The organism is Nocardia sp. CA-084685, from assembly GCF_050955785.1.
Lineage (GTDB): Bacteria > Actinomycetota > Actinomycetes > Mycobacteriales > Mycobacteriaceae > Nocardia.
Genome location: NZ_CP192094.1, coordinates 4,239,200 through 4,260,903, shown reverse-complemented (window position 1 = coordinate 4,260,903; position 21,704 = coordinate 4,239,200). Strand labels below are relative to the sequence as shown.

Here is a 21,704-nt window from a genome sequence, read left to right as displayed (position 1 = left end):
GGAAAACTCGTCCAGTACCTGCATTCCGATATTCCGCGCTACAACGCTGACGGGCGCCCGCCGGTGCCGGAGCGAACCACGATCGCGGATCCTCAAACGGCTGCTCACCGGAACCGAGGCCCGCCAGCCCTTCGGCTATGCCACCGACGGTCAGGCATAGGCGCGCGAGACGACAGCGATCAGCTGGTCGAGGAGACTCGGGGGAGCGATTTGTTCGAGCCCGCCTTCCGGTCCGCCGTCGACGACGTCGGTGGCCGAACCAAGTCGGCCCAACGCCGCTGTCACACTTTCGGTAACCACCGCGTGGACCGTCTCGATCGGGATTCCCTCCTGTGCGCAGCGGGTCGCGGCGTGCTCGAACCAATCGAATGTGAGGGCACCCGAGGCTTCGGCGGCGTCGAATACGACGAGCGCACGTTCGATGCCGGCCTTGAGAACTCGGTCCGCGACGGTATGTCGAGGGCGTTCGTTGTGGGCGGATGTTGCGCCTGCTGTTCGGCGTTCGTCGTGCGGGTCCACTGCCATGGCGCTCCCTCTGCCGCCCTTCAGACATCGACCGTACGGGCTGATCGCTGCGGCTTCGCGCTGACCGGCTCATTTCAGTGATCGAACGAACCGAGCGTCATCTCGATTGTGAACCTTCCCTACAATCTCGGCCCGGTGGCGTGCTCGGCGAACTCGGCCAACGTATTGCCGATACGCGACGCCAACCGGACGTTTGACCAATCCAGCGACCGCGTATCCAGGGGCGGCGCCTTCAGATCTGTGGTTGATCACAGCGGCGTGATCAACTCCATTCCACAAAACCCAGAAGCGCTGATAGCCGGACCGATTCCGGCGATCGCCACGTTACCGTTATGTGCTTCGCCACGCCGCGGGGATGGAAGGGAGTCACAATGACCATCGCCAGTTCAGCCCGTCGGGACTTGATCGTCTCAGGCCAGCCCGTCACATCGCCATTGAAAGACGTCCGGACACTATCGCGGAAAATGGTCGGCCACTTCGTCGAGCACATCGTTCCGTGCCGGACGTTGCCCGGCGAGGCGATCAATGGCGACATCACCACGATCACCCGGACCTGCCTCGAGCTCGCCGTGAGCATGCTCGACGGCTCCGATGGCCCCGAGCGGACCCAGAAACTACGCACTGCCGCCGAAGGCTGGGCTCGCGAAGGCATCCCGATCGACACCATCCACCACGCGGTACACGAAGGGTTCAAGCTCGGCTTCGACCTGGTCCTCGCCGATGCGACGGCCGCGGACTTCGACAGCATCAAGTCGGCCAGCCGGCGACTGCTCGAAATCCTCGACACAATCACCGCCACCGTCTCCCACGCCTACGTCAAGGAGTTGCGGGCCGTGGTCAGCGACCACCACACCGCCGCGCACACGCTCACCTCAGCTCTGCTCGGCGGCAACTCCACCTCTACCATGGCGCGCGAGTGCGGCATAGAGATCGCCGAATCCTATTGGATTCTCGCCGTGGCCATCCCAGCACACCCGGAGGAACACAACCCGCGCCTGGATGCCAAAGTCGTTGCACGACGCAAACTTCGGCGTATACAAGCGGAGCTCGCCAAAAAGTACACCGGCAATGCCCTTTCACTACTCAGCGTCGACGGCGGCACGATCCTACTACCCGCGACACTGGTGCCCAACGAAGACCTCGACGCGTTGATCGATGAATTGTCACGCGCCGCACAGGTTCCCATCACCGCCACGGTCGTCACCGCCCCGACCTCCCGTATTCCGGGCGCCACCGACCAAGCACACGAACTCCTCGACATGGTGCAGCGGCTGCAGTATGCGCGCGGACTATATCGCTTCGATCAACTCGCGATGGAATACCAGCTCACCCGCCCGGGCCCTGGTCTGGAATGGCTTCGCACAATTTTGGCCCCACTCGACGAACACCCCGAACTCCTCGAAACACTGCAACGACACTTCAGCCACAACCTCACCCGCCGGCGCACCGCCCAGGCGCTGCACGTACACACCAACACCGTCGATTACCGACTCAAGAGAATCGGCCAACTCACCGGCTTCGACCCAACCAAACTCTCCGGTATCTGGCACCTCCGAGCAGCTCTGATCGCCCGCGGATACCCGCAGCACACAACCGACACAACCAGCCGCCCCGCACTCGATCAGCCAACTCGAACGCGACCATAGGGTGTGCGCCGCAGCAGCAGCAACCACCAGTTGGACATCGCAGGCCACCGCAAGGCATCAGACACCACCCGAACTACCAGTTGAAAGCCCAATAGTTCCATGGCGGCCGCGGCCGACTCGGACCGGTGGACCTACGGGAGGTGATGTGAATCCACCCGGCTGTTGTCGATCCGGGTCGCCAGAGTTCGGCGGGCCAGGTGGTCGGCCGCGTGGTGGAGGGCGAGGGTGTTGGTTTGCCGGAGGCTCGATGACCGGAGCGATGCTGCTTTCGGCGGTGACTCGCTCGAAGCTATTGGCGCGCTAGGACATCGACGATACCTGCAGAGCTGGAAAGACATTCGTGATATGACCGTCGACGATCCGCCGGGTCGACATGCTGGTTTCTCAGGGTTCTCTCAGCTGAACCCGTATCGAACCCCCACAGGCCACCACCTGCGGTTTTGCGATGATTCGGCTCGGAAAAGTCACCCGCCCTCCTGCATAACCGCAGCTAGAGCGGGTGACGTGGTGTACTGGTTGTGCCCGGAGGGGGAATCGACCAGTACGTCAACCTCCTGCAACACCGAAAACTGCTGGTGATCGGGCAAACAGCGGTGGCGTGACGGTTCTGGTCCGGTTGCCGCAGGTTTCGTGCCCCCGGCCGGGGCGTGTCGAACATGGGAACGGGAACGACCTGCGGTTTTCGGGTGGCGACTGGTGATCAAAGCCGATACCAACTATGGACGGCCGATACCAACTATGGACGGCCCCAGCGGTGATCATGAGACCACTCGAACTCCAAAGTTGGGGTCAGGGGTTCGAGTCCCCTTAGCTCCACTCAAAATAGCAGGTCAGGACCGGTATTGTGCCGGTCCTACCCTGTTTCTATTTGGCCCAGCCCCGCGGACCCCCCGGTTTGCATTCTGGTTTGTATCGGATTCTTCGGAGGGGCCGGCGGGTGTAGTGATCCAGGGCATCCGATTGCGCATAGCCGACTTTCGGTGCGCCCTATGTGCGGCATAGAAAGGCGAGAAATCAGGGGAGGACGAAGCGTAACCAAGCGTCCGCGGACATGGCGAGCCTCCTGAGATCCGGCGATCTCTCTGTGCGTGATGTTGCCGGAGCCCCAGGAGGGCTTCGATTTACCCGTGGGATCAGGCCGATGGCACGGTGAGCGCGCCCCCGACCAACGAGGTGTCGATCAGATCGTGGCCGTGTCGATCACGAAGCGGTAGCGCACGTCCGAGTTGTCGACCCGTTCGTACGCTTCGTTGATCTGGCTCGCCTCGATCAGCTCGATCTCTGCGCCTAGGCCGTGCTCGGCGCAGAAGTCGAGCATCTCCTGGGTCTCGGCGATGCCGCCGATCATGGAGCCGGCGAGGATCTTGGCGCCCCCGATCAGCGAGAACAGGTTCAGCGAGATGGGTTCCTCGGGAGCGCCCACGTTCACCAGCGCGCCGGCCGTCTTCAGCAGGCTCAGGTAGGCGCCGAAGTTCAGCGGCGCGGACACCGTGGAGAGGATGATGTCGAAGGAACCGGCCAGCTCCTCGAACGTTTTCGGATCGCTGGTGGCGTAGTAGTGGTCGGCGCCCAGCTTCAGGCCGTCGTCCTTCTTGCGCAGCGACTGCGACAGGACGGTGACTTCCGCGCCGAGAGCGTGAGCGATCTTGACGCCCATATGTCCCAGGCCGCCCAGGCCGATCACAGCGACCTTCTTGCCGGGTCCGGCGCCCCAGTGCTTGAGCGGGGAGTACGTGGTGATGCCGGCGCACAGCAGCGGCGCCGCGACGTCGAGGGGGAGGCCCTCGGGGATGCGTACAGTGAATGCCTCGTCGACGACGACCTTCTGTGAGTAGCCGCCGTAGGTGGGTTCGCCGTCCTTGCCGATGCCGTTGTAGGTCTGCACATTTCCCTGCACACAGTGCTGCTCCTGGCCGTTGCGGCAGGGCTCGCATTCGCGGCAGGAGTCGACCATGCAGCCGACGCCGACGCGGTCGCCGACCTTGAACTTCGTCACACCGGAACCGACCGCCTCGACGACGCCGGCGATCTCGTGCCCCGGGACCATCGGGAAGATGGCCTCACCCCAGCCCGCACGGGCCTGGTGAATGTCGGAGTGGCAGATCCCGGCGAACTTGATGGCGATCAGTACGTCGTGCTCGCCGACCGTGCGGCGCACGATGGTGGTGCGCTCCAGCGGAGCCTTGGCGCTGGGCGCGGCATATGCGGCAACAGTGGTGGTCATGGCTTCCAGCGTGCCGGACGAACCGGCACTCGCCTAGGCCATGCTTTGCGTACGTCCAGTGGTCCTACCACCGACAGGATCAGGTTCGTAGTCGTACGACCGGGAATACTGGACAGCATGAGCGACAATCCTGCCCCGGACGACGCTCAGGCCGCCCACTCCGACGGCCTGGACCAGCGCGCCGAGCTCAGCGAGTTCTTGCGTACTCGCCGGGCCCGGCTCGAGCCGGGTGACGTAGGGATTCCCTGGCAAGGGCGGCACCGGCGGGTGCCGGGCCTGCGTCGCGAGGAACTGGCTCAGCTGGCCGGGGTCTCGGTGGCTTACTACACACGGCTGGAGCAGGGCAACGGGCGCAATGTGTCGGCGGAGGTGCTCGACTCGATCGCGCGCGCCCTGCGGCTGACCGACGCCGAGCACGCGCACCTCACCCACCTCGCCAAGCCCAAGCAACTGCGGCGCAAGTATCGGGCACCCAAGCAGCAGCAGGTGCGGGTCACGTTGCAGCAACTGCTGGAGTCGATGGACAGGATGCCCGCATACGTGGCCGGGGCGCGATCGGAGATCCTCGCCTGGAACCAGATGGCGGCGGCGCTCTTCGGCGACTGGGGCCAGCTGCCGCCCGCCGAACGCAATTGGGCGCGGCTGACCTTTCTTTCTCCCGACTACCGGCGGCTGTTCCTGGACTGGGATTCCAAGGCGTCCGACATGGTCAGCTATCTGCGGCTGTACGCGGGCCAGCATCCGGACGACCCGGAGCTGTCGGCGCTGGTGGGGGAGCTATCGGTCAAGAGCGAGGAGTTCCGGCGGCTGTGGGCCACGCATGACGTGAAGGAAAAGGGGCATGGTGTGAAGCGGATGCGGCACCCTGTGGTCGGTGAGCTGACCCTGGCGTACGAGACGTTGTACCTCCCGGACGAGGCGGAGCAGTACCTGTGTGTCTACCACGCGGAACCGGGCTCGCCGTCGGCGGAGGCGCTGTGTCTCCTGGCCAGCTGGGGCACGGACGCCGCCCAAGCGCCCATCAACTCAACTCGCCCCTGACGCCCCGGCTGGGCTGGGTTTCGCGTCCGGTCGCATCGCTCCCCCCGATCATGCTGGAGGTGCAGCACCAGGTCGGGTACGGCGTATGCCGAGAGTTGTGGACAAAATCGTGCTCGAGAAGGCCGTCGAAACATCGGCGGGCCTTGTTGGCGCCGCACCGGGTGTGGCAAGGCAGCCGTTCACCTTGGTCGGTAACTCTTATGGGGCGGCACGCCCTTGGCGCCCGTCGGTCGCGGGTTCTGGGTCAAACTCGAAGAATTCAATCCGGGTGGCATGAAGGATCGGCCGGCGCTGCACATGGTGCGCCGAGCCGAAGTGCGCGGAGATCTCGCGCCGGGCGCGCGGATCGTCGAATCCACCAGTGGCACACTAAGTCTCGGCTTGGCTCTGGCCGGTGTGGTGCACGGCCACCCCGTCACCTTGGTGGCCGACCCGGGCCTGGAACCGATCAGGTCACGGATGCTGGCTGCATACGGAGCCGAGGTCGATTTGGTCGCCGAGCCACATCCGATCGGGGGTTGGCAGCAGGCCCGCCGCGATCGCATGACCGAGTTGCTCGATCGTGAACCGGGTGCGTGGTGCCCGGACCAGTACGGCAATCCAGACAACGTCGATGGCTACGAATCGCTTGCCCTCGTATTGATCGAGCAGCTGGGCCGGGTCGACGTGCTGGTGTGTGCGGTGGGCACCGGCGGACATTCGGCCGGGGGATAGGGAGGTCACCTCGTGACGGTGTTCAGGAAGTTCCGCAGCTTCGACCTTGCCGCGCGGCTGCTCATGGTCAACCAGTTCGGCATCAACCTCGGCTTCTACATGCCGTATCTCGCCGGATACCTGGCCGGTCCGCTCGGTTTGGCGGCATGGGCGGTCGGTCTGGTGCTGGGGGGTGCGGAACTTTTCCCAGCAGGGCATGTTCCTTTCGGCGGCACGCTCGCTGATCGGCTCGGTTACAAACCACTGATCGTGGCCGGATGTGGGGCATGCCGCGAAGGCGGTCACGCTCAGCCAGAAAGATCCAACGGATTCATAGCTGCTCGCTCGACAATGGGGCGCTGACATTGTCCGAGATGCTGGAGTCGAGCATCGGTTCGCCGCCGCGGCCGTTGCTCGCGGTTGTCTTCGGTGCTCGATCAAACAGCGGCTCTGTCCGATTCGGCCGGCAAGCTGTTCAGCAGGGTGCGCACCATGGTTGGTACCTGGACGTCGAGTTCTGTGGGTATCGGCCGATCGGCTGTGAGGTATCGCCGCACCGCGGCGTAGGGCAGGTCGACAACTGTGAGAACGATCGTTGCCGTGGACAATCCGGTTTCGGTGCGTAACGAGTGGACGAGTTCGCGAATGGCCGCATCCCACCGGGCTGCTTCGCTGGCGCGCTCCTCACGCGCGGTCGCGGGCCAGCTCTGGGGAGCGAAGTGGTGGACACCCGCGAGCAGAACCTGCGCATCGAGCGGGCTGCTCCGGCACCACCGCACGATGTGGCCTGTGATCGCGGCGGCGGCCTCGACCGGATCGTCCACGTCGAACAGGACGTAGGCGTCCCGATGCAGGTGCCCGACGGCCCTGTTCCACAGGGCAGCCAGCAATGAGGGCCGGTCGGCGAAGCGATGGTAGACCGATCCGCTCGGTGCACCGGATTCCCGGATCACACCGGACATCGTGACGCCAGCCGGACCCTGCGCAGCCAGCAGCCGCGCAGCAGCGTCGAGGATCGCCGCGGTGTCGTGTACGAATCTCACCACGCTGTAGAGATTACTCTCCAGACATCCTTGTAGAGTGAAGTCTCTACAATGATGAGAGGCCGATCATGACCATCACCACCGAAGACGTCTACCGACTTGCTCCGTTCGTCCGCACCCTCGGAGTGGAATTCACTGAACTCACACCCGCCGCAGTCGCGGCCCGCCTGACCCACACCGTGGAGCTGTCGACAACAGGGGGTGGCCTGCACGGCGGTGCCCTGATGGGGTTGGCCGATGCGGCTGCCGCGGTCTGCGCGGTGCTCAATTCCGCCCCCGGGGCGCTGCCCGCGACAGCCGATTCGACGACGCACTTCCTGCGTCCGGTCCGCGGAGCGGCGCATGCGGTCGCCGAGCCGATGCGCATCAGCCGCAATGCGGTCGTGGTGGGCGTGCAAATCACCGACGAATCCGGCGAGCTGTGCGTCCATGTGATCCAAACAGTGCAGATACGCGTTCCGCGCGTAGCCGCCTGAGGTCGAAAGATCAGCGATCCGAGCCACGGCGCAGGAGCAGGAGCAGGGCATGGATCGCGGCTACCGTGGGCGACCTGCGCCAGCGATGCGCCGATCGCCGCTAGATCGGTGAAATCGGTAGGTCACGCCCTGGCTTTCACCTGCCGAACGCCTACCGGCCTGATCCGAATCGCTGGCCCTTCGACCGTCAGAGGCCGGGTTGTGAAGCGTGAGGCCCACAAAAATGCCAGGTCATAGTGCGGCTTCACATGTAGAAGGCGTAACGGGCTTGCGGACGATCCTGGGGGCTGAGGTGTCGCACGATCTGGCCGACGCGGTCTGCGGTGCGCAGGGTGATGGGTTGTCTGCCGTCGAGTTGGGTCTGGTTCCAGTTCATTTTGGTCAGCGCGAGCAGTTCCTCGGCAAGGTGTTCTGGGCTGGACTCGGTATCGATCATGCGGAACGGGAGAGGGGTGGGATGTACATGTCGGGGTAAGAGCCGTAGAAGGGGCCGCTGCCGCGGGTGTAGTGGACGCGCTGCTGGGCATCGAGGCTGAAGAGGGTGCCTCGCAGGGTGCGCGGCGGATCGGAAAAAGCCGGACAGGGTCGTGGCTCTGGAAACCAGAGCAGTTCGATGGTGTCGATGTCGGCCTAGTCGGCGGCGGCATGGAACCCGGCGATCTCTTCTGGAGTGTAGGAGGAGGTCTTGTGCAGAACCACTCGCGCGCCACGACGTCCGCAGTCTCGACGGAGGCACTGCCTGACGAACGGCGAGGGACGGGCCACGTCCTCGTCACAGACGTCGAAGCCGTCCGCGCGCAGCTGCTTCACACGTCTGCGGTGCAGCATGGGTCCGGCGCCGGCCGAGGTGGCTCACAGCCCGCATCTGCCGGCGGTGAGTGCGGTGATTGCACACTCGGCGGCATGCCGTGCCGCGAGTGCGGAGGGCAAGGGCGCACAGCTGTGAGAGGCACGGTCGACCGGTCCGCTGGTGATCTGCCACTGCCAGACGGCACGTGCGGCGGGCGGTGACGGGGGGTCCCAGACGAGTGCCGCAGCCGGGGGAGCGTTCTGCGCCGTCTGGACCAGCACGTCGTACATGACCCCGTCGCCCACTGCGGTGGTGACATACCTCCCGCCGTTGTCGTGAACGGTCCAGTCCAGGGGTGTCGGGGTCGACTCCGACACTTCCAGGAGGGCGTCGGCGAGGTCGGCCAGAATCCGGTACAGCGCGGCGCGTACCGCCTCGGTGTGGTCTCGGCCCCACTGGCACGGAGACCGTTCGGCGACCTCCTCCGCGAGGGTGTGCGCGGCGAGTTCGTCCAGCAGGTCTCCAGCGCCGGGATCTCCTCCCGCCAGGACCGCGGCAGCGCCCCAGGAGAGATCGTCCCGGGTCACGTCCGAGAAGCGTGCCAGTTCCCACAGGTCGGCCGGTCCCAGGTCGTCGACCGTGCGCCGGATGCAGAGGGCGGCCGTGTCCGAGGGGGCCGGGATCTCGGCGTTCAAGAGGCCCGCGCGCACGTCCGTGGCCGCGCACACATCGCCCGGCTCGAGCACGCCCGGCGGCACCGACCCCACTGTCTGGAGGACCTGCTCGTGGATGCGGCGTACGGGATGAGGCCCGCGGGGAGGTGCCGGTCGTCCGATCAGTGCGCACAGGGCCTCGAGCAGGTACGCCGGCGGAACCCTCAGACTGGTGCACGCTCCTGCCAGACGACCGGCCATCCTGATCAGTCGCCCAGCACTGCCAGGGCGTCGATCTCCACGAGCAGTCCCGGCGGGAGCTGCATGTAGACGGTGGTACGGGCGGGGAAGGGCTCGCCGACGGCTGCCGCGTACGCCTCGTTCATCTCGGCCGGGTGGGCGGGGTCGGTGAGGTACACGCGCAGCATGACGACGTCCTCCAGGCCCGCCCCGCCCGCCCCGAGTACGGCGTTCACGTTGCGCAGGACCTGTGCGGTCTGCTCGGCGACGGTGGTACCGACGACCTCGCCGGTGTCCGGGTCGAAGGGGAGCTGTCCGGAGACCTGCAGGACGGGGCCTTTGCGGATGCCCTGGGACAGCGGGGCGAGCAGAGAGGGTGCGTTGTCTGTAGTGATGACGGTTCTGGTCATGGTGTTCCTTGAAGCGGTGGTGGTCCTTGGAGGGGATGAGCAGGCGAGACCGGTACGGGGCGTCAGCTCCAGACCTGTCGTTCCTGGCTGCGGGGGTCGTCGATCTGGGTCCACTCGACATCGATGTGCATCGTGGCCCTGCGCTCGGTGTCGTAGGGGTCCCAGCCGGGGTCGCCGGTGGTGGCGAACCGGATCCAGGTCTCGTGCATGCGGTCCGCGAGATCCGCCGGGGGCTTGTCGGGGCCGAGCAGGGCGGCGGGGCCGGTCAGATCGGGCCGGTCCGCGAGGTCGAAGACGAAGGGCAGCTCGACGGCGTGGGTGGCGCCGAGCTCTCCGTCCAGGGCCTGGGAGCGCCAGGCGAACTCGTACGCGTAGGTGGCGGACTTCGGGTGGGCGGCATGGGCGCCGACCAGAGCGCGGCTGCCCGCGCCGAACAGCGCGTCGGCCATGATGGCGGAGCGCAGCCCCGCGAAGGACGCCTTGGGGCGGGACTTGCGGTAGGTCTCGACGAGCTGCACCGGATTCGGGTGCGAGCGGGCCGCCGCCTCGTCGACGTCGGCGGCGGTCGAGGTGGCGTACTTGCCCACCGGGACGAGGTAGAGGTTTCCCTCTTCGGTGTTGGTGCCGACGAGCAGGTCGACGTCGGAGCTGTGTCCGGTGGCGACGGCTTCGGCGGGCTGGGTGTCCAGGACCAGGCTGAAGGGGCTGAGCCCGATCAGCGGGTCATGGTGGGTGGCGGTCTGCAGATCGATGCCCGCGAGCTTGGAAGCGGCCTCCACCAGACGCTCGTCGGAGATCCCCGCGAAGGCGTCCACGTGTGGCTCGACGCCCAGGACGTCGGCGGCCGCGGAGGTGACGCGGGCGGCCTGCTCGGTGCTGAACGCCCCCAGGCCGCTGCCACTCTGCACGATCGCCCTGTGGAACAGGCCCGCGGCCTGTGGGGCGGCCAGGACGCCGCCGACGATGGTGGCCCCTGCAGACTGGCCGAAGAGCGTGACGTTGTCCGGGTCACCGCCGAAGCCGGCGATGTTTTCCCGCACCCAGCGCAGCGCGGCGACGACGTCGAGCAGGCCGCGGTTGGCGGGCGCACCGGGCAGATCGAGGAACCCGGCGATGCCGAGCCGGTAGTTGAGGGTGACGAGGACGACGCCGTCGCGGGCAAAGGCGGACCCGTCGTACATCGCGGACCGTGTCGAACCGGCGACGAACCCGCCGCCGTGCACGAACACCATGACCGGCAGGTCGCTCTGCGCGACGGCGGGCGTCCAGACGTTGACGGTGAGGTAGTCCTCGCCCCGGCTCCAGCCGGTGCCGAAGTAGGGGGCCATGTCGATGCTGCCGAGCTTGCGCTCGGACTGCGGCGCGTTGGGGCCGGGCACGGTGGCGTCCCGTACGCCGTCCCACGGCTCGTGCGGCTCGGGCGGCGCGAAGCGGCCCGCGCCCAGGGGCGGGGCGGCGTAGGGGATATTCAGGAAGGCGGCGGTGCCGTCGTCCTGGCGCAGACCGCGGACGGCTCCCTGCGTAGTGGTCACGACGGGTTCGGCGTGGTGGTTCATCTCTGGTGCCTTTCCGCGGGCTTCAGCCCTGCTCGGTGTACAGGGTGAAGGGCGCCCAGCCCTTGACGGCGAAGGTGCTTCCCTCGCGTACGACTTCGGTGGCGCCATGCCCGCCCAGGTGCGCCGGGATCACGAGCGCGTTGTTGTCGGCCGCCCAGCCCAGCACCTTGCGGCGGGTGACGCGGGCTTCGGCGGGGTTCTCGCAGAAGCAGCTGTTGGCGTCCGGCTCCAGTATCTGCACCGGGCTGTGCAGCATGTCGCCGACGAACACCGCACGGTCCGTGCCGGAGGTGAGAGTCAGCACGGAGGAACCGGGGGTGTGCCCGGGAGCACTGTCCAGGCGCAGGTTCGCGTCGATCTGGTGGCTGTTCTCCCACAGCTGCGTCAGGCTGGCCTGGTGCACCGGGGCGACGCTGTCCTCGAAGACGTTCTGGTTGCCGCGGCCGAGCAGCGGCTGGTGTCCGTTCTCTGGGTTCCAGAAGTCGAAGTCGTCCTTCGGCATCAGGTAGGTGGCGTTGGGGAAGGTGGGCACCCACTGCCGCCCGTCCAGGTAGGTGTTCCAGCCGACGTGGTCGATGTGGAGATGTGTGTTGATCACGATGTCCACGTCCTCCGGCTGGACACCGGCCCGGGCGAGGTTGGCCAGGAAGTCGGTTTCGAGGTGGCTCCAGACCGGGGCGTAGGGACGCTCCTTGTGGTTGCCCACGCCGGTGTCGACCAGGATCGTCCTGCCCTCGCTGCGCAGCAGCCAAGTCTGGATCGCCGAATTCACGATGTTGGTCTCGGAATCCAGGAAATGCGGGGCTAGCCAGTCGGTACCGGTCTCCCAGACTTCCTTCGAGCTTTCCGGGAAGAAGGTGTCGGGAGTCATTTCGACGGAACCGAAATACTCCCATACCCGTGTGATGGTGACGTTGCCGAGCGTGATTTGTTCCATGGGGCGTCCTTGGGAATGTGGAGGTTTTCCTGGAACCGTACGAGCGGCCTCGGCGCGCGCGGTATCCGTAACGTGACTGCACCTGCGCGCATGGCCTGTGCACTGAGCCCGGCCGCTTGTAGCCTGGGCGGGCCAGGGCAAGGCGACTCCGATCGAAAGCGGCAATTCCGGGAGACTCCGTGGACGAGCACACAGGCGACCGCGGTGCGGTCATGAGACCGGAGCCGGATCCGGGGGAGCTGATCGTCGGCCGGGACGCGGAATTGGCACGCCTCTTTCGTGCGGTGGACTCGGTGTCGGCTGACCCGGTGCTGATGCTGGTCGGTGACATGGGCACGGGGAAGAGCGCGCTGCTGGAGCATGCGGTGCACCGGGCTGAAGCCGGCGGCGCTCGCGTACTGCGGGCCGAGGGGAGCGAGTCGGAGTCGAGCCTGGCGTTCTCCGCACTGCATCAGTTGCTGCGGCCGGTGCCGGCCGAGGTCGACGCACTGCCAGGGAGGCAGCGCGCGGCGCTGCAGGACGCCTTCGGCGAGGGGTCGGCCACGCCGGGACCCGATCTCATGCTGGTCGGGGTCGCCGTCCTGAGCCTGTTGTCAGGCCTGGGCGACCACCATCCGGTGCTCGTGGTGCTGGACGATGCGCAGTGGTTCGATCGTGCTTCCCTGGACGCGCTGTCCTTCGTTGCCAGACGGTTGGAAGGTGAACCGGTCACCATGCTGATCGGTGCCCGTGGCGGCGATCACCTTCCGGGATTCGACCGTCATGTGCCGATGCTCACCCTGGGATCGCTCGACAAAGCTGCGGCCAATCAGCTGCTGGACCTGCAGCCGAAGAGCCCCACCGGGCACACCAGGTCGCGGATCCTCGACCAGGCAGGCGGCAACCCGCTGGCGCTGTTGGAACTGACGAGGACAGCCTCAGCACAGGACACGGCTGCGGGGCTGCCGTCTGCAGGTCCGCTTCCGCTCACCGATCACCTGGAGCGGATCTTCGCCGCTCGCCTGAACGGTCTCCCCGCCTCCACCATGTGGGCTCTGCTGCTCCTGGCCGCCATGGACAGCGCCGACTCAGCGATCGCCGTCTCGGCGGGGCTGCCGCGCGCCGAGGACGCGGCCTGGCTGCCAGCCGGGCAGGCCGGGCTGGTCCGGCGGACCGGCCAGGACGTCCGGTTCCGCCACCCACTGGTCCGGTCCGCCGTGTATCACGCCGCGTCCTTGGGCGCCCAGCGCGAGGCTCACCTCGCGCTCGCCGAGATGCTGCGGGACGAACCGGACCGGCGTGCCTGGCATCTTGCCGCCGCCTGCCCGCACCCGGACGCGGCCGCGTCGGCGGAGCTGGAGCGGACCGCTGGCCGGGCCCGCCGCCGCGGCGGCCATGCGGCGGCGGCCCAGGCCCTGCAGCGCGCCGCGGAACTCGCACCGCAACGCGAGGACAGTGCCCGGCTGCTGGTCGAAGCCGCCGCGGCGGCCGTGTTCACCGGAGACATCGCCTGGGTCGAGGAACTGGTCGCCGCAGCACGCGCGCGCACGGATGACGCAACCCTGCTGGCCTCCGCCGCCGTGCAGGCCGGACGGCTGGCGGTCCTGACCGTGCGCCACACCGTGGTCTTCTCCCGACTGGCCGACGACGCCGAGCGGTTGGCGGCCTCCCAGCCCGCCGCCGGGCTGGACCTCGTGGCCGGCGCCGCCGTGGTCCGCTTCTACTCCGGAGAGGAAACCCAGCGCCACCGCATCCAGGACATCCTGCGGCGCCTTCCCGAGAACGCCTCACACGCGGGTTTGCGCACCTGGGTGAGGGCTGTGTCGGACCCCTTCGACGACCGGGCCCAACTCGTCTGCCTGCTCCCGCAGTTGGCCGCTGAGGCGGAAGCCCGGCCGGAGCGGCTCACCGCCGTCGGGATCATGGCGTGGCTCTTGGACGAGACCCCACAGGCCGTCCGCGCCTTCGACGAGGCCTTCGACCACTGGGAGCTGCAGGGAGCGCTGCCCGAGGGGCTGGGCGGCGCGGTCGCCTGGGCCTACCTGGAGCGAGGAAGGTGGGAACAGGCCCGTGAGGCCTGCGCCCGCACCACCGCAGTCGGCCGGGCGGCCGGCCTCGACCACGCCGTGGCCTGTGCGGCCACCGTGGATGCCACCGTGCTGGCCTTCCAGGGCGATGCGTCCTCGGCCCGTGCCCGGGCCGAGGACGCGCTCGTCCTGATCGATCCGCTGGAAAGCCGCTCGGTCTCCGTTTATGCCCGTCGTGCGCTCGGTGCCGCGGCAGCCACAGAAGGCGCCTACGAGACCGCGTACGGCCAACTCCGCATGGTCTTCACGGTAGACGGCGCGCCCGTGCACTACCACGCCTCCTACCCGGCCCTCGCGGATCTGGCCGCGGCCGCTGTGCGCTGCGGCCGCCATGAGGAGGCTGTCGCGATCGTCGAGCGCTCGGCATCTGCGCTGGCGGACAACGCTTCACCTCGTCTGCGTGCGCTGATCAGCCGAGCCCGTGGCCTGCTGGCGGACCCCGACGACGCCGAACCGCACTTCCGGGCGGCTCTGGCGGATCCGGTACTGGAGTACTGGCCCTTCGAACGCGCACAGACCCTGCTCGACCTCGCCGAGTGGCTGCGGCGCCGTCGGCGCATCGCAGAGGCGCGTGGGCCGCTCACCGAGGCCCTGGAGACCTTCTGGCGCCTGGGCGCACGCCCGTGGATCGAGCGCGCCCGGGCCGAATCGCGCGCCGCCGGCCTCGACGTCACAGATGCGGCGCCCGACGCGCTCGCCGAACTCTCCCCGCAACAGCAGCAGATTATCCGGCTCGCCGCCCGCGGGCTGACCAACCGAGAGATCGGCGAAAAGCTCTTCCTCTCCCCCCGCACGGTCAGCTCGCACCTCTACCGCAGCTTCCCCAAGCTGGGCATCACCGCCCGATCCCAGCTGCGCGACCTCATCGAGGGCACCCTCGCGACGGCCGGCCACCAGGAATAAGGGCACCCCTGGCCGTGGAAGCAGTCACCTGACGCATACCGCCCGCCATCCCGCCGGACCAGACTGGCCACACGAGCGAGGAAGCAGGAACCGGCCAGGCGAACCCTTCGCCCTGGTACCCCGAGGCCCCCACTTGTCCCCAAGGCCTTGCGAAAACGCGGGCCCCAGGCCAGTGATCCCGGGCTGCGCACGGCCCCGCTCGTCGGAGCCGGACGGGAGCGGCCGACCACGACGAAGGAACGGAAATCCACGGTGGCTGCGAAAACAGCGTCGCTACGGGACCGGGTTGCCGCAGCCGACCCGGGGCTGCTGCGTCTGACCGCCGGGCTGCGTGCCGTCCTCGGCCTCACTCTCACCCTGGCCGCGCTGACGGTACGGGATCAGCCCTCGGTCGTACTTCTGGCTGGCGGCTTCACAGTGGTGGTCACCTCGTTGGCGAGCAGCGACCTGCACCCCCGCAACCAGTTCCTCACTCTGCTCGCCGGGGCTCCCGTGACCCTGGCCGCCTTGACGGCCGGGGGCCTGCTGGCGCCTTTCCCCTTCGCGTCCCACCTGGCCTTCCTACTGCTGATCTTCACCGCGGTATATGCGCGCCGCTTCGGACGACGGGGCCTGGACCTCGGGATCTTCGCCTTCATGGCCTACTTCCTGTCCCAGTTCGCCAGGATTCAGCCCCACCAACTCCCGCAATTGACTGGGGCGTTGGCCGTCGCCTTCGCGGCAGCCGCAGTCACTCGCTTCTGTCTGGTGCCCACGACCTCCTATGGAATCGTGCGGCGCCTGAGGGCGGCATTCAACAGACGGCTTCGTGATGCACAGCAGGCCACGTCAGATCTACTCGCAGACGGCGGAGCTGGCGTCCGCAGAGTCGAACGACGTCTCGACCGGCTGCACACCTCCGCGCTGCTGCTTCAGGAATTCCTGTACGAGGCTCCCGTCGGGCTGCTCCGAGACACAGCGGCGGAGCTGGAGCGGACGGCACGTGCGGACGCGACCGCACAACGCCTCGGCGTACTCGCGATCCGCGCGGCGAAGGATTCGACCGGGTCCTCCGCCAGCACGATGGGGGAGGCGGAGACGGCGGACTTGACCGACCGGACAGAGCGCGACCGTGTGACGCTGCGTCCAGGGGCAGCACAGCCCTCAGGCCCGTGGCGGCATACGACGCGGCAGGCGTTCCAGGTGACCGCCGCGGCCGCGCTCGCCGTACTCGGCGGACATCTTCTCTCCCCGCACCTGTGGTACTGGGCCGTGGCCACGGCATGGGTCGTCTTCATCAATGCCGAGCACACCGGGGACGTCCTGCTGCAGAGCGGCCGGCGGCTGATCGGCACCGTCGCCGGGGTGCCGTTCGGATACGGGCTCGCCGCCCTGGCCGACAGGCACACCACCTTGGCCCTGGCCTTTCTCCTCGCCTGCATCTTCGGGATGTTCTACACCCCCTCCGGCAGCTACTGGGCGGTGACCTTCTTCATCACCGGCTCCCTCAGCATGGTGCTCTCGGTCCTGCATACGCTCTCCCCGCAGCTGCTCGCACTTCGCGTCCAGGAGACCGTTCTGGGGGCCGGGTGCGGGATTCTGGCAGCCGCGCTGGTCGTCCCCATCGCTGTCCGCACGGTCGCCGAAATGCGTCTGAGAGAGCTACTTTTCCTTCTCGACCACCTCGTGCGCTGCGCGCCGCAGGCCAGCGTCCCGAAGCCCGCCCTCGATGCACGTGATCTTGATCAAGCGCTGGAGGCCTTCCGCACGGCTTGCCGTCCCCTGGTGCATCCACTCAATCCCCGCCGCGCCGAGCGCGCCCGGGTCCGCCGTGTTCTCGAACGCGTGGAAGCCACCTCCTTCCACGCGCGAAGCCTCGCCACCGAGACGGGACGCGCACGAGACGCAGCAGCGTGGCCCGCGTCTCAGCACTCGTCAACAGCTCGGCAGAACCGAACGAACCAAGCCATCTTGCCTCCGCAGCCCTGTACTCCCTGCCCATGCACCGCCCGACCTGACAGCTGATAGCAGCCACAACCCGTGCGCGTAGCCCTACCTGTCCGGGCATTCGCGTACGGGTCCCCCTGCGCCGCCGCTCAGGATTTCGCGAACCTGTGCGCTTCCGACCGGGCGGCTCAGAAAATCCGCCGCCTGGATGGTGAGCCGCACCGATATTCGGCCGCTGCTTTCCACCGTCGACGTGCCCACCCTCGTCCGTCGTGAGTGGCGAGGACCGGGTCGTGCTGCCGGATACCGTTCGCCAGTTGGCTTCCGGCATCGCCGGTGCCGAGCTGATCGAATACCCGTCGGCCGGGCATATTTTCACGCCTGCGGAAGCTGGGCCGTGGGTTGCGGAGGTGTCCGCCTTCCTGGACCGCCTGCCACGATGACGCAAATGGCCGCAGCGCAAACGACCACGGCCGGTGCACTGTACGGACGATTGGCGGTGCTGGGCCTGGCACTGTTCGTGTACCTGACCGCCGAGCTGTTCCCGATCGGCGCATTGAACGATCTCGCCATGGGATTGCATGTGGCCCCCGCCACGGCCGGGCTCCTGCTCACCGCGCACGCGATCGCGGCCGGGGCGGCGACGCTACCCGCGGTGTGGGCTTGTCGGCAGCTGGACCGGCGCCGCGCCCTCACCGTATCCCTTGTGCTGCTGGCCCTCTCACAGCATGCCGAGAGGCTGCTTGCTTCTCCCAGTCGCTCCGCGCGGCGCGGGTTTCCTCGGTTCGAAGCTTTCGATCACGTTGCCCAGCGGCCTTTCGCTGCCGCACATTGAACACCCCTTCCCGCATAGCCTCCACGGCTTCGACCGCCGCCGCTAACCGTTCAGCCCGGCGCTCCTTCCGTCGTTCGTTGCCCAGCTGGCGAGTCACGTTCCGCCAGGCAATCCATGCTTCCAACATGGCAATAGCGGCCGCGAAGATTGTCGCGACGGGTTGCGCCCACCAGTATGGATTCACGCTTCCCGCGGACTGTGCGGTAACCAAGTCCTCACGCATTCGAAACCGCCGGCCTGCGTTTGGTTTTCGGACGAAGCGTCATGACGCCCCCTCGGAGGACCCCACCACTACAAGGTTGATGGATGCCTTGCTGTCCTCGGATCGAGCGCCGAAGCTACCGATCGGCCCTACCGGAGGTGTCCGGGACGGGTCCTCGAAATCTCAGACCTCGCCGGACATGGGCGGCCACGATGTCAGCAACCAGCCAGTTGCTGCATGGTGTCTTCGATCGGGCTTCGGTCAAGGTCTTCTGCATTTGCCCGATGTTGATTGACTTCCTTGCTGATAATCAGTCGATTCAGCGGATGACGTCTACGGGAGTGTGGTGTCTCTGCGACGTAACAGCCAGCGCCGGATTTCGTCCGCACCCCAGATGATCACCGGGAAGGGTGCGACGAAGGCGAGCATGTCCGGGGCGAGCGCTGCCGTGCCGAGTAGGTGTTGAACCGGCGGGAAATAGACGATCACGGCCGCGAGCGCGAGTTCGAACGCGATGCCCCACAACAGGAGTGGGTTGGACAGCACGCCGATCGAGCGCAGCGAGGCCCGTTCGGTGCGGGCCGCGAACGCGGTGCCGATCTGACCGGCGACGAGGCCGAAGAAGGTCATCGTGGTGGCCTGCAGGTAGGCGTGGTGCAGTGGCGTACCGGGGCCGGTGGGATCGCCCGGATGCCATCCCGCGCCCAGCAGGACATAGAAGAAACCCGCCATGCCCAGTGCCGCCGCGATCGCACCGAGAAACAGCCAGGCGCGCAGCACCATCGGAATTCGGATGATCGATTCGGTGCGCCGCCGAGGCGGTCGGCGCATGAGACCGGGCTCGGCCGGTTCGCGACCCAGTGCGAGCGCGGGCAGGGTTTCGGTGCCGACATCGATGGCCAGTAGCTGTAAAACGGTCAGCGGCAAGGGGATCGCACCACCTGAGAGCGCGAACACGATGAACGGGGTCACCTCGGGCGTCGCGTGAGCGAAGATGTAGAAGATGAACTTGCGAATGTTGTCGTAGACCCGCCGCCCGGCCTCGATCGCCGCGGCGATGGTGGCGAAGTTGTCGTCGGTGAGGACCATGGTGGAGGCCTCGCGGGCCACATCCGTGCCGGAGCGGCCCATCGCGATACCGATATCGGCGCGACGCAGGGCGGGCGCGTCGTTGACGCCGTCACCGGTCATCGCCACCACATGGCCGGTATCGCGAAGTGCGTCCGCGACACGGAGTTTCGCCTCGGGCGAGGATCGCGCGAAGATCAGCTCGGGCGTCGTGGAAAGCAGTGCGTCCAGGTCGGCTTCGCTCATCCGGTCGAGCTGCTCGCCGGTCACCACGACCGGTTCGCCGCGGATGATCCCTACCTGGGCGGCGATGGTCGCTGCTGTCAGGCCGTGGTCGCCGGTGATGACGATGATGCGGATTCCTGCGCTGTGGCACGTTGTGACGGCATCGGCGACCTCGGCGCGGGGCGGGTCCGTCATCGCGACAAGTCCGAGCAACACCAGTTGCTGTTCGGCGTGTTCGCGCACCGTGGGCACGGGCTCGGTCGGCAGGCGGCGTTCGGCGACCGCGAGCACCCGAAGTCCTTGCCGTGCTTGCGTATCCACCAGCTCAACAAGCGTTGCGCGCCGGGCGGGATGCATCGGTCGCGGGTGGCCGTCGCCATCGAGTTCGGCGGTGCACAGCGGCAGCACTGTTTCGGGTGCGCCCTTCGTGTGCACCCAGATGCCGTCACTCGAGCTGTCGATCGTCGACATACGTTTCCACGCTGGCTCGAAGTGAAACTGTTTCTGCCGCAGACGTTGCCGGTCGTCAGGGTCCGTATGCGCACCCAGTGCTGCGCCGGCGATGAGGATGGCGGTTTCGGTCGGATCACCCAGCGCCCTTCCGGTCTGATCGAAGCGGGCGTTGTTGCAGGCGATCATCGCGGCGGCCAGTCGAGTGAGCGTCGAGTCGGCCGTGGGCGGTGCATGCGGTCGGAGCTCGTGCGGCCCGGTCGACGTATGGATCACGGTGACCTGCATCCGGTTGTCGGTGAGCGTGCCGGTCTTGTCGGTGCAGATCACATCGGTCGACCCGAGGGTCTCCACTGCGCTGAGCCGTTTCACGACCGCACCGCGTCGCGCCAGGTCGCGGACGCCGATCGCCAACGCCAAGGTGATCGTCGGCAGCAGGCCCTCCGGGACATTGCCCACCAGGAGTCCGACCGCGAAGACCACCGCGTTGAGCAGCGACAGCCCGGCGCCTATGGTGGCGAGGGGTACGAATGCCGCTCCGAGCAGCAGCGAAACCAAGGCGATCAGCCAGGCGACGCGGCGCACTTGATGTTCGAGCGGGCTCTCCTCACGCCCGACCCGTTCCGACAGTGCCGCGATGCGGCCGAGCTCGGTATGCATGCCGGTGGCGAAGACGACTGCGTGCGCGTCACCGCCGGTGCATGCCGTCCCGCTGAAGACGATGTCCTGTGCCTGGGCGAGCGGCACACCGGTGTCCGGGGCTTCGGCCGAACGGAACACCGGCAGCGATTCTCCCGTCAGTTCGGATAGATCGACCTCGACACCGCCCTCGAGCAGGCGGGCGTCGGCCGAGATCCGGTCGCCTTCCTGGATCACCAGCACATCGCCGGGCACCACATCGACGGCATCGATTTGGGTGATCTCCCTGTCCCGCATCAGCGTCGCTCGCGCTGGTAGGTACGCCGCGAGTAACTCCACTGCTCGCTCGGCATGCCGCTCTTGGATAAACGCGAATCCCGCGTTGATCACGATGACGACGACCACGGCGATGGCCACTGGTTCGATGCCGACCAGCCAGGCCAAGCCCGCAGCTGCCCAGAGCAGCAGTGCCAGCGGATGGGTGAACTGCGCCAGTAGCTCGCGCGGCCAGGTCCGTGCGCCCCGTCGACGCAGTGCGTTGGGGCCGACGTGGATCAGCCGACGCTGCGCCTCACGGCCGGTCAGCCCGGATCGAGAGCTGTGCAGATCGCGAAGTAGCAGCTCTATCCGCTCCGTCGGATCGAGCAGCATTCCGGATGTTACGTCGGCCTGCTCGGCGGCGACCGCAGTAGCACTGTCCACTGATGGCGAAACTGGCCTGTTCATAGGGATCAGTGCGGTCGGGCGTTGATGACCGGGATGTCGGCGGCGGGCAGGACCGCTTGGCCGGCCGAGCCGAGCGTCATCGCTGCGTCGGCACACAAGCCGTCGGTCAGCACGGCGACGGCCTGGTGGACATCGGTTGTGCGGCTGTTGATCACGATGATCACCACGACGTCACCGGGTTCCACGCGGCCGTTGTGGACCCCCACCTCATAGCTGGTGTCGTCGGTGTCGAGGCTGTCGGTGATGACGCGCGACCACCCCTGGGCTTTGTATACAGCGGGTGTGAAGGGGTCGTCGAGGTGGGGCATGATGTCCTCCTCGGGGCTGGCACCGGGTGAATCGGGGGCGGCATACTGCTCAGCCTGAGGTGCGCGCGGCGAGAGCCCAAGGGTCCAAAGGTGGTGTCCAGCGGGGCGATGGTCCTCGCACA

At 67.2% G+C, this 21,704-nt stretch carries 18 protein-coding genes and 1 pseudogene; 9 read left to right on the top strand and 10 right to left on the bottom strand.

What is annotated here, in order from left to right:
* Positions 1–150 precede the first annotated feature (150 nt).
* Positions 151–525, bottom strand: coding sequence for a hypothetical protein (locus ACQP2U_RS19185; protein WP_433715904.1), 375 nt, complete (start codon positions 523–525; stop codon positions 151–153).
* 371 nt (positions 526–896) lie between these two features.
* Between ACQP2U_RS19185 and ACQP2U_RS19180 the strand changes: the two genes are divergently transcribed.
* The gene (locus ACQP2U_RS19180; protein ID WP_433715903.1) at positions 897–2,171 is read left to right on the top strand and encodes a PucR family transcriptional regulator; all 1,275 of its coding nucleotides are present in this window, start codon (positions 897–899) and stop codon (positions 2,169–2,171) included.
* Positions 2,172–3,351: 1,180 nt separating this feature from the next.
* Here ACQP2U_RS19180 and ACQP2U_RS19175 read toward each other — a convergent pair.
* Complete coding sequence (locus ACQP2U_RS19175) at positions 3,352–4,395, bottom strand: NAD(P)-dependent alcohol dehydrogenase (RefSeq protein WP_433715902.1); 1,044 nt, start codon at positions 4,393–4,395, stop codon at positions 3,352–3,354.
* A gap of 117 nt (positions 4,396–4,512) precedes the next feature.
* Here ACQP2U_RS19175 and ACQP2U_RS19170 point away from each other — a divergent pair, with 117 nt between their 5' ends.
* The 3 genes and pseudogenes from ACQP2U_RS19170 to ACQP2U_RS19160 all read left to right on the top strand — a co-directional run.
* Positions 4,513–5,436 carry a helix-turn-helix domain-containing protein gene (locus ACQP2U_RS19170; RefSeq protein WP_433715901.1) on the top strand — a complete coding sequence of 308 codons (924 nt, stop codon included), beginning with the start codon at positions 4,513–4,515 and terminating at the stop codon, positions 5,434–5,436.
* Positions 5,437–5,652: 216 nt separating this feature from the next.
* Positions 5,653–6,150, top strand: coding sequence for a pyridoxal-phosphate dependent enzyme (locus ACQP2U_RS19165; protein ID WP_433715900.1), 498 nt, complete (start codon positions 5,653–5,655; stop codon positions 6,148–6,150).
* Positions 6,151–6,162: 12 nt separating this feature from the next.
* Positions 6,163–6,438 (top strand): annotated as a pseudogene (locus ACQP2U_RS19160) (MFS transporter); the annotation flags it as partial.
* A gap of 128 nt (positions 6,439–6,566) precedes the next feature.
* On the opposite strand, the gene ACQP2U_RS19155 reads toward ACQP2U_RS19160, so the two are convergent.
* Positions 6,567–7,175 (bottom strand): TetR/AcrR family transcriptional regulator, encoded by a 609-nt coding sequence (locus tag ACQP2U_RS19155; RefSeq protein ID WP_433715899.1) that lies wholly within the window; start codon positions 7,173–7,175, stop codon positions 6,567–6,569.
* Positions 7,176–7,240: 65 nt separating this feature from the next.
* On the opposite strand from ACQP2U_RS19155, the gene ACQP2U_RS19150 reads away from it, so the two are divergent.
* Positions 7,241–7,648: a PaaI family thioesterase gene (locus tag ACQP2U_RS19150; protein ID WP_433715898.1), complete on the top strand. Its 408-nt coding sequence runs from the start codon at positions 7,241–7,243 to the stop codon at positions 7,646–7,648.
* 244 nt (positions 7,649–7,892) lie between these two features.
* On the opposite strand, the gene ACQP2U_RS19145 is transcribed toward ACQP2U_RS19150, so the two are convergent.
* From ACQP2U_RS19145 to ACQP2U_RS19125, 5 genes are all read right to left on the bottom strand, one after another.
* Positions 7,893–8,084, bottom strand: coding sequence for a hypothetical protein (locus ACQP2U_RS19145; RefSeq protein ID WP_433715897.1), 192 nt, complete (start codon positions 8,082–8,084; stop codon positions 7,893–7,895).
* A gap of 416 nt (positions 8,085–8,500) precedes the next feature.
* Positions 8,501–9,196 carry a hypothetical protein gene (locus ACQP2U_RS19140; protein ID WP_433715896.1) on the bottom strand — a complete coding sequence of 232 codons (696 nt, stop codon included), beginning with the start codon at positions 9,194–9,196 and terminating at the stop codon, positions 8,501–8,503.
* A 161-nt stretch (positions 9,197–9,357) separates the two neighbouring features.
* Positions 9,358–9,741 carry a RidA family protein gene (locus tag ACQP2U_RS19135; RefSeq protein WP_433715895.1) on the bottom strand — a complete coding sequence of 128 codons (384 nt, stop codon included), beginning with the start codon at positions 9,739–9,741 and terminating at the stop codon, positions 9,358–9,360.
* Positions 9,742–9,803: 62 nt separating this feature from the next.
* On the bottom strand, positions 9,804–11,297 hold the full coding sequence (locus ACQP2U_RS19130) for a carboxylesterase/lipase family protein (protein WP_433715894.1): 1,494 nt from the start codon (positions 11,295–11,297) through the stop codon (positions 9,804–9,806).
* A 22-nt stretch (positions 11,298–11,319) separates the two neighbouring features.
* Positions 11,320–12,234: an MBL fold metallo-hydrolase gene (locus ACQP2U_RS19125; RefSeq protein ID WP_433715893.1), complete on the bottom strand. Its 915-nt coding sequence runs from the start codon at positions 12,232–12,234 to the stop codon at positions 11,320–11,322.
* A 179-nt stretch (positions 12,235–12,413) separates the two neighbouring features.
* Between ACQP2U_RS19125 and ACQP2U_RS19120 the strand changes: the two genes are divergently transcribed.
* From ACQP2U_RS19120 to ACQP2U_RS19105, 4 genes are all read left to right on the top strand, one after another.
* Entirely contained in the window at positions 12,414–15,203 is a 2,790-nt protein-coding gene (locus tag ACQP2U_RS19120) for a helix-turn-helix transcriptional regulator (protein ID WP_433715892.1), read from the top strand.
* Positions 15,204–15,455: 252 nt separating this feature from the next.
* Complete coding sequence (locus ACQP2U_RS19115; protein ID WP_433715891.1) at positions 15,456–17,207, top strand: FUSC family protein; 1,752 nt, start codon at positions 15,456–15,458, stop codon at positions 17,205–17,207.
* A 194-nt stretch (positions 17,208–17,401) separates the two neighbouring features.
* Positions 17,402–17,572 (top strand): alpha/beta fold hydrolase, encoded by a 171-nt coding sequence (locus ACQP2U_RS19110; protein ID WP_433715890.1) that lies wholly within the window; start codon positions 17,402–17,404, stop codon positions 17,570–17,572.
* Positions 17,573–17,577: 5 nt separating this feature from the next.
* Entirely contained in the window at positions 17,578–17,964 is a 387-nt protein-coding gene (locus ACQP2U_RS19105) for a hypothetical protein (protein ID WP_433715889.1), read from the top strand.
* Positions 17,965–18,499: 535 nt separating this feature from the next.
* Here ACQP2U_RS19105 and ACQP2U_RS19100 read toward each other — a convergent pair.
* Complete coding sequence (locus ACQP2U_RS19100) at positions 18,500–21,250, bottom strand: cation-translocating P-type ATPase (protein WP_433715888.1); 2,751 nt, start codon at positions 21,248–21,250, stop codon at positions 18,500–18,502.
* A gap of 29 nt (positions 21,251–21,279) precedes the next feature.
* Positions 21,280–21,582, bottom strand: a complete 303-nt coding sequence (locus ACQP2U_RS19095; RefSeq protein ID WP_433715887.1) for a hypothetical protein — start codon at positions 21,580–21,582, stop codon at positions 21,280–21,282.
* Between the last annotated feature and the right edge of the window lie 122 nt (positions 21,583–21,704).

Bases quoted from the DNA above. Each gene is read 5' to 3' on its own strand.
- ACQP2U_RS19175 (WP_433715902.1), bottom strand. From the start codon at position 4,395: ATGACCACCACTGTTGCCGCATATGCCGCGCCCAGCGCCAAGGCTCCG.
- ACQP2U_RS19135 (WP_433715895.1), bottom strand. From the start codon at position 9,741: ATGACCAGAACCGTCATCACTACAGACAACGCACCCTCTCTGCTCGCC.
- ACQP2U_RS19170 (WP_433715901.1), top strand. From the start codon at position 4,513: ATGAGCGACAATCCTGCCCCGGACGACGCTCAGGCCGCCCACTCCGAC.
- ACQP2U_RS19185 (WP_433715904.1), bottom strand. From the start codon at position 525: ATGGCAGTGGACCCGCACGACGAACGCCGAACAGCAGGCGCAACATCC.
- ACQP2U_RS19145 (WP_433715897.1), bottom strand. From the start codon at position 8,084: ATGATCGATACCGAGTCCAGCCCAGAACACCTTGCCGAGGAACTGCTC.
- ACQP2U_RS19095 (WP_433715887.1), bottom strand. From the start codon at position 21,582: ATGCCCCACCTCGACGACCCCTTCACACCCGCTGTATACAAAGCCCAG.
- ACQP2U_RS19150 (WP_433715898.1), top strand. From the start codon at position 7,241: ATGACCATCACCACCGAAGACGTCTACCGACTTGCTCCGTTCGTCCGC.
- ACQP2U_RS19180 (WP_433715903.1), top strand. From the start codon at position 897: ATGACCATCGCCAGTTCAGCCCGTCGGGACTTGATCGTCTCAGGCCAG.
- ACQP2U_RS19130 (WP_433715894.1), bottom strand. From the start codon at position 11,297: ATGAACCACCACGCCGAACCCGTCGTGACCACTACGCAGGGAGCCGTC.
- ACQP2U_RS19105 (WP_433715889.1), top strand. From the start codon at position 17,578: ATGGCCGCAGCGCAAACGACCACGGCCGGTGCACTGTACGGACGATTG.
- ACQP2U_RS19125 (WP_433715893.1), bottom strand. From the start codon at position 12,234: ATGGAACAAATCACGCTCGGCAACGTCACCATCACACGGGTATGGGAG.